Source organism: Aeromonas sp. sif0611 (genome assembly GCF_019218845.1).
GTDB classification, from domain to species: Bacteria; Pseudomonadota; Gammaproteobacteria; order Enterobacterales; family Aeromonadaceae; genus Aeromonas; species Aeromonas media.
In genome coordinates this window covers 94832-107564 of sequence record NZ_JAHUWU010000005.1, presented here as the reverse complement: position 1 = coordinate 107564, position 12733 = coordinate 94832, and the positions used below count along the sequence as shown (strand labels likewise).

The 12733-nt window shown below is 62.3% G+C and carries 11 protein-coding genes; 6 read left to right on the top strand and 5 right to left on the bottom strand.

The genetic code is table 11. The annotated features are described in order from the left end of the window. Nucleotides 1–13 precede the first annotated feature (13 nt). A complete protein-coding gene (locus KW824_RS13485; protein WP_218410048.1) occupies nucleotides 14–1339 on the bottom strand; it encodes a PTS sugar transporter subunit IIC in 1326 nt (441 codons plus the stop codon). A gap of 39 nt (nucleotides 1340–1378) precedes the next feature. Next, entirely contained in the window at nucleotides 1379–1684 is a 306-nt protein-coding gene (locus KW824_RS13480; RefSeq protein ID WP_041204936.1) for a PTS sugar transporter subunit IIB, read from the bottom strand. A 263-nt stretch (nucleotides 1685–1947) separates the two neighbouring features. Between KW824_RS13480 and KW824_RS13475 the strand changes: the two genes are divergently transcribed. Continuing rightward, the gene (locus KW824_RS13475; protein ID WP_218410047.1) at nucleotides 1948–3243 is read left to right on the top strand and encodes a PTS sugar transporter subunit IIC; all 1296 of its coding nucleotides are present in this window, start codon (nucleotides 1948–1950) and stop codon (nucleotides 3241–3243) included. A gap of 4 nt (nucleotides 3244–3247) precedes the next feature. Here the strand turns inward: KW824_RS13475 and KW824_RS13470 are convergent, their stop codons facing one another. Further along, nucleotides 3248–4198, bottom strand: coding sequence for an AEC family transporter (locus tag KW824_RS13470; RefSeq protein WP_005323502.1), 951 nt, complete (start codon nucleotides 4196–4198; stop codon nucleotides 3248–3250). A gap of 134 nt (nucleotides 4199–4332) precedes the next feature. Between KW824_RS13470 and treR the strand changes: the two genes are divergently transcribed. The 4 genes from treR (at nucleotide 4333) to KW824_RS13450 (ending at nucleotide 9265) form a co-directional block, all read left to right on the top strand. Beyond that, complete coding sequence (gene treR, locus KW824_RS13465; protein ID WP_218410046.1) at nucleotides 4333–5280, top strand: trehalose operon repressor TreR; 948 nt, start codon at nucleotides 4333–4335, stop codon at nucleotides 5278–5280. 186 nt (nucleotides 5281–5466) lie between these two features. Beyond that, nucleotides 5467–6897 (top strand): PTS trehalose transporter subunit IIBC, encoded by a 1431-nt coding sequence (gene treB, locus KW824_RS13460; protein ID WP_042648161.1) that lies wholly within the window; start codon nucleotides 5467–5469, stop codon nucleotides 6895–6897. Between the two features lie 83 nt (nucleotides 6898–6980). Continuing rightward, nucleotides 6981–8645: an alpha,alpha-phosphotrehalase gene (gene treC / locus KW824_RS13455; RefSeq protein WP_218410045.1), complete on the top strand. Its 1665-nt coding sequence runs from the start codon at nucleotides 6981–6983 to the stop codon at nucleotides 8643–8645. Continuing rightward, complete coding sequence (locus tag KW824_RS13450; protein ID WP_218410044.1) at nucleotides 8645–9265, top strand: sugar O-acetyltransferase; 621 nt, start codon at nucleotides 8645–8647, stop codon at nucleotides 9263–9265. Before treC ends, KW824_RS13450 begins: the two co-directional genes overlap by 1 nt. A gap of 97 nt (nucleotides 9266–9362) precedes the next feature. Here the strand turns inward: KW824_RS13450 and KW824_RS13445 are convergent, their stop codons facing one another. Further along, nucleotides 9363–9821: an Lrp/AsnC family transcriptional regulator gene (locus tag KW824_RS13445; protein ID WP_218410043.1), complete on the bottom strand. Its 459-nt coding sequence runs from the start codon at nucleotides 9819–9821 to the stop codon at nucleotides 9363–9365. Nucleotides 9822–9926: 105 nt separating this feature from the next. Here KW824_RS13445 and KW824_RS13440 point away from each other — a divergent pair, with 105 nt between their 5' ends. Beyond that, nucleotides 9927–10793 carry a DMT family transporter gene (locus KW824_RS13440; protein ID WP_218410042.1) on the top strand — a complete coding sequence of 289 codons (867 nt, stop codon included), beginning with the start codon at nucleotides 9927–9929 and terminating at the stop codon, nucleotides 10791–10793. 63 nt (nucleotides 10794–10856) lie between these two features. Here KW824_RS13440 and KW824_RS13435 read toward each other — a convergent pair whose 3' ends face one another. Next, nucleotides 10857–12362, bottom strand: a complete 1506-nt coding sequence (locus KW824_RS13435) for a histidine phosphatase family protein (RefSeq protein WP_218410041.1) — start codon at nucleotides 12360–12362, stop codon at nucleotides 10857–10859. Nucleotides 12363–12733: the final 371 nt, after the last annotated feature.

Genomic DNA, 12733 nt, shown 5'->3' with positions numbered 1-12733 from the left:
GCCCCGCAGGCAATCAACGGCTGGCAACGGCCGCCAGTGTCGGTTCTTTCGAGTCAGTCCGTTCTTCCTGCTTGAGCAAAGTGCGCTCATAGGCCTTCAGGAAGGGGTAATACATGGCTGCGGCGGAGCACATGCAGAGCAGGCTCAGCACCATGGGGCTGATGGCCCAGTTGGCGGCCCAGGAGGCACCGATGGGGCTTGGTGTGGTCCAGGGGGTGAGCGACACCACCCGCTCGACCAGACCAAGATCCAGGGCAAACCAGGCCAGGGTGGCGTTGATCATCGGCACCAGGATGAAGGGCAGGAAGAAGACAGGGTTCATGACGATGGGGGCACCGAACAGGATAGGCTCGTTGATGTTGAACAGGCCCGGCACCACGCCCATCTTGCCGATGGATCTCAGGTGCGCCGCCTTGCTGCGCAGTAGCAGGAAGGCCAGCGGCAGGGTGGAGCCGACGCCGCCGATCAGCAGATAGTGATCCCAGAAGCCCTGCAGGAAGATGTGGGGCAACGCCTCACCCGCCGCCATGGCGGCCTGGTTGCTGGCCAGGTTGGCCATCCAGAACGGGTTCATGATGCCGGTGACGATCAGGGCGCCGTGGATCCCGGCGAACCAGAGGATCTGGCACACCAGCACCGCCAGCAGCATGGCAGGCAGGGAGTCGGAGGCGGCCACCAGCGGCTTGACCAGGGACATGATGGCTTCCGGCAGGATCATGCCGGTGCTGTTTTCCAGCAGCAGGTTGAGGGGATGCAGGGTCAGGATGATCACCAGCACCGGGATCAACACCTCGAAAGAGCGGGCGACACCGGTCGGCACCTGGGGCGGCAGCTTGATGGTGATGTTGTTGCGTTTGAGGAAGGCATAGACCTCGGCCGCATAGATGGCGGTGATCAGGGCCGTGAAGATCCCCTGGCCGGAGAAGTACTGCATGGAGATGGCGCCATCCTTGACGGGCGCGGCCACCAGCATGAAGGACATCAGGCAGAGCAGACCCGTGGTGACCGGATCCAGCCCGTTCTGGCGGGCCAGGCTGGCGCCTATTCCCACCGAGATGAACAGGGTCATCAGCCCCATGCTCAGCTGGAACGGCAGCAGCAGCTGCGGCTGGTAGGTCGACGAGAAGTCGAGCCAGGCGCGGGCGAAGCCCCACTGGGTCTGGGGTGAGAAGGGGGGGAAGATGAACACCAGCATGAAGCTGCCGACGATCATGAAGGGCAAAGCGGCGATGAAGCCGTCACGGATCGCCTGCACGTATTTCTGCTGGCCAATCCGCCCGGCCAGGGGGCTGACCCGGTTCTCTATGGTACTGACAAAACGCTCGTAAAGGGTGTTCATGAGGGTTTCCTTGTGACATTCACTGGTTGGGGTTGCACATCAGCCGATCAGGGTGAGGGCATGGTCGAGGACCTTGTCACCCCGTTGCATGCCGTAATCCATCATGTTGATGGTGTCGACCGGTACGCCGTGGGCTGCGGCACGCTGCTGCAGCTCGGCTTGCATGTATTTGACCTGGGGCCCCAGCAGCACCACCTGGTAGTGGGGCATCTGCAGATCGAACTCTGCCGCCCCGAAGGCCTGTATCTCGGCGTCCAATCCCCGCTTGTCCGCCTCCTCTTTCATCTTCTTGACCAGCAGGCTGGTGGACATGCCGGAAGAGCAGCACAACATGATTTTTTTCATTTCCCGATTCTCCAGACGTTCGTAACGGATGGCGCATTCTGGATCGAATGGATTTAATTTGGAAACCGGTTTCCAAATTAAATCCATTGATGTGTGAGCGGGATCGGCATTTTCCGATTCAAAGGGTCGGGAAGTGTGAGCGAGGTAATGAAATGGCAAAATGGTCGCGGATATTACGGAAACAAAACCGCAAAGCCGTCAAAATGGCGTCCAAGCCCCGTAATGACAAGGGGTATCAGGATGACAAGGAACCGAATAACGTGATGAATCTGCAATGGATGGCAATGCTGGTCGGCATGATAGAGCAGCGCATGGTACCGTTTGCCAACTGGCTGACCCGCAGTCGCCATGTGCTCTCGTTGCGCGATGGTTTTCAGCTGGCCATGCCCTTCGTCATCGTCGGCAGCCTGCTGGTCCCCATTCTCTATCCTCCCATCGCCCCCGACACGCCGCACGCCTTCGGGCAGTGGTTGCACTGGCTGGCGCGGGAGCTGCATCCCTTCCTGTTTCCCGTCTACTCCCACACCCTGGGGCTGGTGGCACTGATCATCGCCTTCGGCGCGGCGTCCAGCCTCGCCAAGGCATACGAGATGCCCGAGCGTCTGTGCGGTCTAGGGGGCTGCATGGCGTTCCTGATGCTGATCGACTTTCGCTCGCTGCAGCCCGGTGTCTTTGGTTATCTGGGGGGCGCCGGGATCTTCACGGCCCTGCTGATGGCGTTCTACTCGGTGGAGGTGACCCGGTTATTCTATCGCCGAGGCTGGTACATCCAGATGCCGGATGAGGTGCCGGTGATGACGCGGCGAGGCTTTCAGCTGATCGTGCCGCTGCTGTTCATCATGCTTTCGCTGAGCCTGCTGCGGCTCTGGTTGCAGCAGCAGTTCGGGATCAGCCTGCCGGACTTCATGGCCGCCCTGTTCCGACCCCTGATCGTGGGTGCCGACACCCTGCCAGCCCTGCTGATCACCCTGCTGATTGCCCATCTGCTCTGGTTCATGGGGATCCACGGCGCTCTGATAGTGACCGGTTTGCTGTCACCCTTCTGGATGGCCGGGGTGAGCGCCAACCAGGCCGCGCTGATGGCGGGTGAGCCCCTGCCCCACATCTTCCTGCAAGGGTTCTGGGACTATTACCTGCTGATCGGGGGGATTGGGACTACCTTGCCTCTGGTGTTCATGGCCATGCGCAGCCGCAGCCACTCCATCCAGTCGGTGGGCAAGCTGGGGTTCATCCCCTCCATGTTCAATATCAACGAACCGCTGCTGTTCGGTTTTCCCATCATCATGAATCCGTTGTTTTTCCTGCCCTTTATCAGCGTTCCCCTGATCAATGCGGTGATCGCCTGGCAGCTGACCCAGTGGGGTTTCCTCGACAAGTTCATCGCCCTGCTGCCCTGGTCCATGCCCTCCCCACTGGGCGCCGCCTGGGCGGCCAACGGCAGTTGGAGCAATGGCCTGATGAGCCTGGTCTGCATCCTCAACAGCTATGTGCTCTACCGCCCCTTCTTCCTGGCCCACGAGAAGATGGTGCTGGAGCAGGAACGCGAGCGGCTGGGCTGAAGGGCTATCCCATCAGCCCCAGATAGTTCATCAGCGCCGCCCCCAGGCTGGTGGTCACCAGCGAACCGAGCGTGGTGGTGGCGATGATGTTCGCCGCCAGGGCGCTGTCGCCCCCCATGGCACGGGTCATCACATAGCTGGCGGCTGCGGTGGGGGTGGAGCTGATGAGAAACAGGATGCCGAGGGCCTGGGTGTTGAAACCGAGCGCCCAGGCTCCCAGCACCAGCAGCACGGGAATACAGAACAGACGGTTGGCGGTGGCCCAGCCGGTCAGCATGGCGCCGCCGCGCAGGGCCTTGAGGTTGAGGCTGGCACCGGTGCAGAGCAGCGCCAACGGTAGTGTCATGTTGGCGAAGTAGTTGCCCGTGGTGATCACCAGCTGGGGCAACTCTATGCCGAGCAGGCCGAACGGCAGCGCCGCCAGGATGGCGATGATGAGGGGATTTCTGACAATCCCCTTGAGGATGGGCCTGATCCCTTTCCCGCCACCCAGGCTGCGGGTCAGGGTGATCACCGCGAGGATGTTGTAGAGCACGGTGATGGAGCCCACCAGCAGGGCGGCGGCGCCTATCCCCTCCGGGCCGTAGGCGTTTTGCACGTAGGCCAGCCCCATGATCCCCATGTTGCCGCGAAAGCTGCCCTGCACGAAGATGCCCCGCAATTTCTGCTCGCTGATGAAGCGGGCCGCCAGCAGCTCGAGCACCAGAAAACCGGCCAGGGTGCCGAGCAGGCCGTAGAGGATCAGCCAGGGGCTCGGCATGGTGGAAAAGTCGGTGCGCACCATGCTGAGAAACAAGAGGGCGGGCAGGGTGACCTGAAACACCAGACGGGAGGCGGACTCGACGAAGCTATCAGGCAAGAGGCCCAGCCGCTTGAGCCAGATGCCGAGCACCAGCACCAGACAGATGGGGCCCGTGATGGAGAGGGAGAAGTGCAGACTTGCCAACAGATCCATGATGCGCGTCCTGTGCAACGGCGAAGAAAGTCGCCTGGGAAAGGGCATTCTAACGCCATGGGCTTGTATTCACAGGAGTTAATCACAACAATGTCTGCATCCCGGTTGTCGCCCTCCCCTGTCACGGATCCCCCATGGAAAAGAAACTGACCATCCTCGATATCGCTCGCCTCAGCGGGGTCGGCAAGTCGACCGTCTCCCGGGTGCTCAATCAGGATCCCAAGGTCAATGCCCAGACCAGGGCCAGGGTCGAATCGGTGATCGCAGAGCACGGTTTCGTGCCGAGCAAATCGGCGCGGGCCATGCGCAGCCAGAGTCAGCAGGTGGTTGGCATAGTGGTGTCACGCCTCGACTCCAGCTCCGAGAACCAGGCGGTGCGCGGCATGCTGGAGACCCTCTACCAGCGTGGCTACGATGCCGTGCTGATGGAGAGCAAGTTCTCTCCCGCCAAGGTGAGCGAGCACCTGGCGGTGCTGGAGCGGCGCGGGGTGGACGGCATCATCCTGTTTGCCTTCAACGATCTGGACTATGCCGCCATGGTGCCGCTCAGGGAGAAGCTGGTGCTGATGGCCCGCGAGCGCCCCGGCTTCTCGTCGGTCTGCTTCGACGATGACGGGGCGGTGCGCGCCGTGCTCGCCCACCTCGGGGAGCGTGGCCTGACCGAGGTCGCCTATCTCGGGGTGGAACGCAGCGATCTCACCACTGGGCTGCGCCGGCACCAGGCTTACCTCGACTACTGTCGGGAGCAGGGGCGCGTCCCCCACAGCGCCCTCGGGGATCTCAGCCTGCACAGCGGCTACCGGCTGGCAGCCGAGCTGCTCACCCCCACCACCCAGGCCATGGTCTGCGCCAGCGACACCCTGGCCATAGGCGCCGCCAAATACCTGCAGGAGCAGGGTCGCACCGACATCCTGGTGAGCGGCCTCGGCAGCAATCCCATGCTGACTTTCCTCTTTGCCAACACCCTCAGCCTGGATTTCGGCTACAAGGATGCCGGTATCCTGGCCGCCAGACAGCTGCTCGACCAGATTGAAGAGGGGCAGCCCCCCAGAGCCACCATCGCCCCCTGTCAGCCCCTGTAGTCTATCTTTACCTCCATTCTCGGTGTTTTGCGCTTTTTGTGACCAGCGCCACGAATTGGGAACGTTCCCATTGCTGATGTCAACCACTGGCCTCATGCTGATTGGGAACGATACCAATAAGCGGGCGGTCATTGGCCAGCCGGCAAAGACACGACCATTATTCATGGAGTCACAGAGGGAAGGCTCATGTCAAAAGTCAACACACAACATCTGGCACAGCTGATCGAACGGATCGGCGGCAAGGACAACATCACCACCGTCAGCCACTGCCTGACCCGACTCAGGTTCGTGCTGGCCGACCCGGCCAAGGCCGACCCCAAGGCCATCGAGACCATACCCTCGGTGAAGGGGAGCTTCACCCAGGGCGGCCAGTTCCAGGTGGTGATCGGCAACGAGGTGGATCAGTGGTACAAGGCGCTGACCCAGGAGATAGGGGTGAGCGGCGCCAGCAAGGATGCCGCCAAGCAGGCGGCCCGCCACAACATGAATCCGCTGGAGCGCGGCATCTCCCACCTGGCGGAGATCTTCGTGCCCCTGCTGCCCGCCATCATCACCGGCGGCCTGATCCTGGGTTTTCGCAACGTCATCGGCGACATCAAGATGTTCGACGACGGGACCCATACCCTGGTGGAGATCAGCCAGTTCTGGGCCCAGGTCCACGCCTTCCTATGGTTGCTGGGCGAAGCCATCTTCCACTTCCTGCCGGTGGGTGTCTGCTGGTCTGCGGTGAAGAAGATGGGAGGCTCCGAGATCCTCGGCATAGTGCTGGGCATCACCCTCGTCTCGCCGCAGCTGATGAACGCCTACGGCATCGGTCAGCAGACCCCGGAAGTGTGGGACTTCGGCCTGTTCGTCATCCAGAAGGTGGGCTATCAGGCCCAGGTCATTCCGGCCCTGCTGGCGGGTGTCTTCCTCGCCTGGGTAGAGACCAACCTCAAGCGCATCATTCCGGCTTACCTCTACCTGGTGATAGTGCCCTTCATCTCCCTGCTGCTGGCGGTGATCGTGGCCCACGCCTTCATCGGCCCCTTCGGTCGCTGGATTGGCGAGGGCGTCGGCTTCGCCGCCAAGGCCGCCATGACAGGTTCCTTCGCCCCCATCGGCGCGGCCCTGTTCGGCTTCCTCTATGCGCCCCTGGTCATCACCGGCATCCACCACACCACCAACGCGGTGGACTTGCAGCTGATGCAGAGCATGGGAGGCACCCCCATCTGGCCACTGATCGCCCTCTCCAACATAGCTCAGGCCTCGGCGGTCGTCGGCATCATCCTCATCAGCCGCAAGGAGAACGAACGGGAGATCTCGGTCCCGGCCGCCATCTCTGCCTACCTCGGGGTGACAGAGCCGGCCATGTACGGGATCAACCTCAAGTACAAGTTCCCCATGCTGTGCGCCATGGTGGGCTCCAGCCTCGCAGCCCTCATCTGCGGCTTCAGCGGCGTGATGGCCAACGGCATCGGGGTGGGCGGCCTGCCGGGCATCCTCTCCATCCAGCCGCAATACTGGGGCATCTACGCCGTCGCCATGCTGGTGGCCATAGTGGTGCCCGTGGTGCTGACCCTGCTGGTCTACAAGCGCCAGCAGGCTGCCGGCAAGCTGGACCTAGCGACCGCCTGATCCACACAACATCGGCGGAGCCCTGGCTCCGCCCTTTTTCTTTGCCCTGTTCCAACCAGTTTCAACCAATGAGCGAACCAACCATGACACAGACACCCTGGTGGCAAAGCGCCGTGATTTACCAGATCTACCCCAAGAGCTTTCAGGACTCCGGCGCCCGTGGCACCGGTGATCTCAAGGGGATCATGGCCCGCCTCGACTACCTCAAGACCCTCGGCATCGACGCCCTCTGGTTGACCCCCGTCTACGTCTCCCCCCAGGTGGACAACGGCTACGACATCGCCGACTACCTGGCCATAGACCCGGCCTACGGCACCATGGAAGATTTCGAGGCGCTGCTGGCCGCCGCCCACGGGCGCGGCATCCGCATCGTGATGGATATAGTGGTCAACCACACCTCCACCGAGCACGCCTGGTTCAAGTCGGCGCTGGGGGATAAAAACAGCCCCTATCGCGACTACTACATCTGGAAAGACCCGGTAGAAGGTGGCGTACCGAACAACTGGCAATCCAAGTTTGGCGGCAGCGCCTGGGAGCTGGACCCGGCCACCGGTCAGTACTACCTGCACCTGTTCGCCCGCGAGCAGGCGGATCTCAACTGGGAGAACCCGGCCGTGCGCGCCGAGGTCAAAAACATCATCCACTTCTGGGCCAAGAAGGGGGTCGACGGCTTCCGCCTCGACGTCATCAACCTCATCTCCAAGGATCAGGCGTTCCCGAGCGACGAGATGGGGGATGGCCGCCGCTTCTACACCGACGGGCCGCGCATCCACGAATTCCTGCAGGACATAAGCCGCGACGTCTTCGCCCCCGTGGGCGCCATGACGGTAGGGGAGATGTCCTCCACGTCGCTGGAGCACTGCCAGCGCTACGGCGCGCTGGACGGCTCCGAGCTCTCCATGGTGTTCAACTTCCACCACCTCAAGGTGGATTACCCCAATGGCGACAAGTGGACCAAGGCGCCGTTCGATTTCCTCGAGCTCAAGCGCATCTTCAACCACTGGCAGAGCGGCATGCACGGCAAGGGCTGGTCGGCGCTGTTCTGGTGCAACCACGATCAGCCGCGCATCGTCTCTCGCTTCGGTGATGAGGGTGAACATCGGGTGGTGGCCGCCAAGATGTTGGCCAGCACCTTGCACGGGTTGCAGGGCACGCCCTACATCTATCAGGGGGAGGAGATCGGCATGACCAACCCCGGCTATCAGCACATCGACGACTATCAAGATGTGGAGAGCCGCAACATCTTCGCCATCAAGCAGGCGGAGGGGATGAGCGAGGCCGAGATCCTCGCCATTCTGGCGGCCAAGTCCAGAGACAACTCCCGCACCCCCATGCAGTGGAGCGCGGCCCCCAATGCAGGCTTCACCCAAGGTTCGCCCTGGCTCAAACCCGCCGCCAACTACCCCGAGATCAACGCCGAGGCGGCGCTGGCCGACCCGGACTCGGTGTTCTGGCACTACCGGGATCTCATCGCCCTTCGCAAGGCGCACCCCATCTTCACGCAGGGGGATTATCAGGAGCTGCTGGCGGGAAATGAGCAGATCTGGGCCTATACGCGCAGCGCCGACGGCCAGACCCTGCTGGTGGTGAGCAACTTCTACGGCGAGCCGGTGGAGTTTGCGCTGCCTGCCGAGCTGCAAACCGGCGAAGGCCGCTTGCTGCTTGGCAACTACCCCGACAGTCCTGCCCGCCCGCAATCCTGCGAGCTGCGCCCTTACGAATCCCTGATCTGGTTGATGGAGCAATGATGGCTGAGACAATCACAGCGCAGCGGGCAGCCGAGCGTTGCCCCGAGTGGCAGAAGATGGTGGCGGGGGAGCCCTATGATGCGGGTGACCCCGAACTCAGGGCGGCGCGGGAGCGCTGCCGCAGGCTCTATCACAGCTTCAACACCAGCTGGCAGGAGAAGCCGGCACGGGATGCCCTGCTCCATGAACTGCTGGGCGGCCGTGGCAAAGCGTGCGCCATCAATCCGCCGTTCTTCTGCGACTATGGTGCCAACATCTTCGTCGGCGAGAACTTCTACGCCAACGTGGGGTGCACCATTCTCGACGTGTGCGAGGTACACATAGGTGACAACGTGCTGCTGGCCCCCGGGGTGCAGATCTACACTGCAGCCCACCCGGTGGCGGTGGCGCAGCGCATCAAGGGGGTCGAGTTTGGCAAGCCGGTGCGGATCGGCCACAACGTCTGGATTGGGGGCAGCGTCGTCATCTGCCCAGGCGTCACCATAGGGGACAACAGCGTCATCGGGGCGGGATCCGTGGTGACCAAGGATGTACCGGCGGGGGTGGTCGCGGCTGGCAACCCCTGCCGGGTGCTGCGGCCCATGACGGCAGAGGAGCTGGCGGCCGGGGAGCCCAGCTGACACAGAGGGGCAGGTAGTACCTGCCCCTTTTAGTTTTCCTGACGGCCCCTTAGCGCTCCTTTGATTCCGGGAAAGGCGGCGGCCCCCTTCTCATTCCTCACCCTGGCAGCAAGGCGCCGCAACGCTTGTGCTGCCCCATGACCACCAGGGTCTTGAAGCTGCGCACCTGCTCCCTGGCATGCAGCACCCGCCGGGTGAACTGCTCGTAGCTCGCCATGTCCCTGGCGGCGACCTGCAGCACGAAGTCCTGCTCCCCCGTCACATACCAGAGGTCCATCACCTCAGGCTCCCCTTTCAGAACGCCAATCATCTCATCGACGATACGGCCATGATCCCGCTCCAGGGTGACAAGCACCAGCATGGTGATGGGCCAGCCCATGGTGGCCGGTGCCACCAGCGCGACCTCCCGTTCGATGAGTTCAGCCTCCCGCAGCGCCCGCACGCGGCGATAACAGGCGGGGGCGGAGAGGCCGACCCTGTGGGCCAGCTCCGGCGTGGGTAGACGGGCATCCTGTTGCAGCTCGGCGAGGATGAGCAGATCGAACTTATCGGTCATGGGGATAGAGAGATAAAAATTATCGAATAGGTCCAGTTTTAGACCGAGATTACGGCTATCGCCAGATATATTTTACTTCCCTTTCCCTGCTCAGGTGTGAACGAGATGCCGCCAAACGCCACCACCCTCTCCTCCCTGTTGGCGGTCACCCTCGCCATGCTGTCGATTACCCTCGGCGCCTCCCTAGCCAAGTCACTGTTTCCCCTGATCGGGGCTGCCGGTACCACCTTGTTCCGGCTGGGGTGCGCCGCCCTGCTCCTCTCGCTGGTGTTTCGTCTCTGGCGAATGCCCCTCGATCGGCGCACCCTGCTGGGAGCCATCCCCTATGGGCTGTCACTTGGGGCCATGAACCTGCTCTTCTATCTCGCCATCGAGCGCATCCCCCTCGGCGTGGCCCTGGCCATCGAGTTCATCGGCCCGCTGACGGTGGCGCTGCTCGGCTCCCGCCATCGGGCAGACTTCCTCTGGCTGGCGCTGGCCATCGTCGGCCTGTTGTTGTTGCTGCCGCTGCGGGCGGCCGAACAGACCCTCGATCCCCTGGGGGCGGCGTTGGCGCTCGGGGCCGGGGTGTTCTGGGGGCTCTACATGCTGACCGGAAAGCGGGCCGGGACCTTGCTGGGGGCACAGGCGCCAGCCCTTGGCATGTGGGTGGGCACCCTGCTGGTATTGCCCTTCGGGCTGGAGGGTGCGATCGAGGCTTCGTTCACCGTCCCCGTGCTCCTCACCATCGCCGGGGTGGGGCTGCTCTCGAGCGCCATCCCCTACTCTCTCGAGATGTTTGCCCTGCGTCGGTTGCCGCTCAAGAGCTACGGCATTCTGACCAGCGGCGAGCCCGCCATGGGCGCCCTGATGGGATTGTTGTGGCTGGGGGAGCAACTGCCTCCGACCCAGTGGCTCGGGATAGCCACCATCATAGCCGCATCCATGGGCACCACCTGGCATGGGGGACGACGACGCGCCGACCCAGTGTGACGCCACCAAACAGAGCGGGCCTGTGATGACAGGCCCGCTCTATCAAAGGCAAGGGGGTGGGTGTCAGGACGGATAACCGTAGCAACGCTTGAGTTCACCGAAGTCATAGAAGAAGCTGCCAACCGCGATGGGAGAGCAACCGGCCTTGAAGGCAAGCTCCTTCTCGTTGTAGAGCATCTTCACCAACACCCGGCCTGCGTCGTTGCGGTAAACGTCCCACTGGATGTTGGCCGCATAAGGAGAGACCAAACCGCCGCGCCATTCGTTGTTGGCCTGACTCATCAGCACGCCAGGCTGGGCGCTCTGACGGCTGCCTTCCAGCTGCATCAGTGCCGCCAGCGGGATCAAGGTCTCGGCATGGGCAAAGCGCAGCTTGGCGACGTGCTCGCCGGCCCCTTCGACCACCTGGGTCTGCACCTCGTCGAACAGGCCGTCGAGCAGGGGCTGGGCCACGGCGTAGGTAGCGCGCTGGCTGGCAAGGCTCGGCCCCTTCTCGTAGAAGTCCTCGGCATCGGAGAGGTAGGAGAACCAGGCCGACTCCTCCGGGGTGATGAACTGCTCCAGATCCCAGGGCGCCCCTTGCGCCTGCGCCTCGCGGATCATCCCCGGACCAATGATGAAGAGGTTGTAGAGCATGAGGGCGGCATCCACCTCGTCACGCACATAGGTCTTGTCACCATCTTCCGGGTTCACCGCCACATATTCGACACCGGCAGCCAGCTCGTCGACGAACGTCTTGCTGTAGAGGCGTTCAAGCATCTCGCGCGCCATCACCCGGGTCTGGGGCAGGGTCTTGAGGCCACCGAGCGCCTCGCTCAGCTCGGGCGCCGGGGACACGCCCTCCTCCTCATCCCCGACGAACGCCATATAGGCCTGGAAGGCGGGCAGGTACTGGAGGTAATCCCCTTCCGGCTCCGTCTTGTGGAAGTAGAGCTCGAACTTGTTGCGCAGCCCCTTGTCGATCTCGGAGGGGTTCTGCTGGCTCACGTAACAAGCCTTGCTGTCAGTGATGAAATCGACCCGTTTGGCCAGGCTCTCCATGAAGTAGTAGGCGCTCTCGTTGGCTCTGTCCTTGCCCGAGGTCTCGACCCGGATACAACCGGGCACACCTCCCTTGCCGAGCAGGGTCGGCAGCCGCTCGGCCAGACGGGTCGCCAGCAGGGCATGTTCCTCCTTGCCGACCGCAGAGAGCAGGCCATAGCCCAATTGCCGGTTGGCTGCGGTGACCGCGTCCACCTTGGCGCCGAGCTTCTGACCCAGATCGGTCAGCGCCCCCTGCCGGGAAGCCGCATCCCAGATCTGCCTGGTCAGCACGTCATACTTGGGGCTGGACAGGGAACGGGAGCCATGTCGGGCAACCAGTTCGGTGAAGACGGGGGTGAAGCCAGCTGGCGCCACTTCATAACTGTCCGCATCCTGGCGAGCGACATAGACAGCCTTGGTACTGTACTGGTAGTCGGACCCGGTGGCCGAAGAGGAGTCGTTATCCGAGTTGCAACCGGTCAGCAGTGTCATGGCCAGACCGGCAGAGAGCGCGAGGGTGAGGGAAGAGAGACGGAACATAGTCATCCTTGAACCATATTGAAAATAAGGTTGCACCTTAAGCGCTTCAGATGACAATCCGGTGTCAATCGCCGCTTTCTATGGCCGTATCGGCTCACCCCCTGGAGTCTGGGGCGGTCACTCGCTTATATTTTGTTCATTTTTTTTGAACATCTAGGCCAGTTTATCTCGCTAACAACCACTCAATATCATGATTACTATTCATACATCGCCTAGGCAGGATAGCCAAGTCGCCAAATAGAAGGTCGTTCAGGACTGTGCCCCCTAAAGTGGGTATCTGATGTCAGCAAAAGAACTGCATATTATTTGAATGACCTCTTGCAAGGATGCGTTGATGAGGGCCGAACCGGCCTTGCCAATGACATAAAAATCAAGAG

Excerpts from the sequence above, each read along its gene's own strand:
- KW824_RS13485 (WP_218410048.1), bottom strand. The coding sequence starts at position 1,339 with ATGAACACCCTTTACGAGCGTTTTGTCAGTACCATAGAGAACCGGGTC.
- KW824_RS13480 (WP_041204936.1), bottom strand. The coding sequence starts at position 1,684 with ATGAAAAAAATCATGTTGTGCTGCTCTTCCGGCATGTCCACCAGCCTG.
- KW824_RS13475 (WP_218410047.1), top strand. The coding sequence starts at position 1,948 with ATGAATCTGCAATGGATGGCAATGCTGGTCGGCATGATAGAGCAGCGC.
- KW824_RS13470 (WP_005323502.1), bottom strand. The coding sequence starts at position 4,198 with ATGGATCTGTTGGCAAGTCTGCACTTCTCCCTCTCCATCACGGGCCCC.
- treR (WP_218410046.1), top strand. The coding sequence starts at position 4,333 with ATGGAAAAGAAACTGACCATCCTCGATATCGCTCGCCTCAGCGGGGTC.
- treB (WP_042648161.1), top strand. The coding sequence starts at position 5,467 with ATGTCAAAAGTCAACACACAACATCTGGCACAGCTGATCGAACGGATC.
- treC (WP_218410045.1), top strand. The coding sequence starts at position 6,981 with ATGACACAGACACCCTGGTGGCAAAGCGCCGTGATTTACCAGATCTAC.
- KW824_RS13450 (WP_218410044.1), top strand. The coding sequence starts at position 8,645 with ATGGCTGAGACAATCACAGCGCAGCGGGCAGCCGAGCGTTGCCCCGAG.
- KW824_RS13445 (WP_218410043.1), bottom strand. The coding sequence starts at position 9,821 with ATGACCGATAAGTTCGATCTGCTCATCCTCGCCGAGCTGCAACAGGAT.
- KW824_RS13440 (WP_218410042.1), top strand. The coding sequence starts at position 9,927 with ATGCCGCCAAACGCCACCACCCTCTCCTCCCTGTTGGCGGTCACCCTC.
- KW824_RS13435 (WP_218410041.1), bottom strand. The coding sequence starts at position 12,362 with ATGACTATGTTCCGTCTCTCTTCCCTCACCCTCGCGCTCTCTGCCGGT.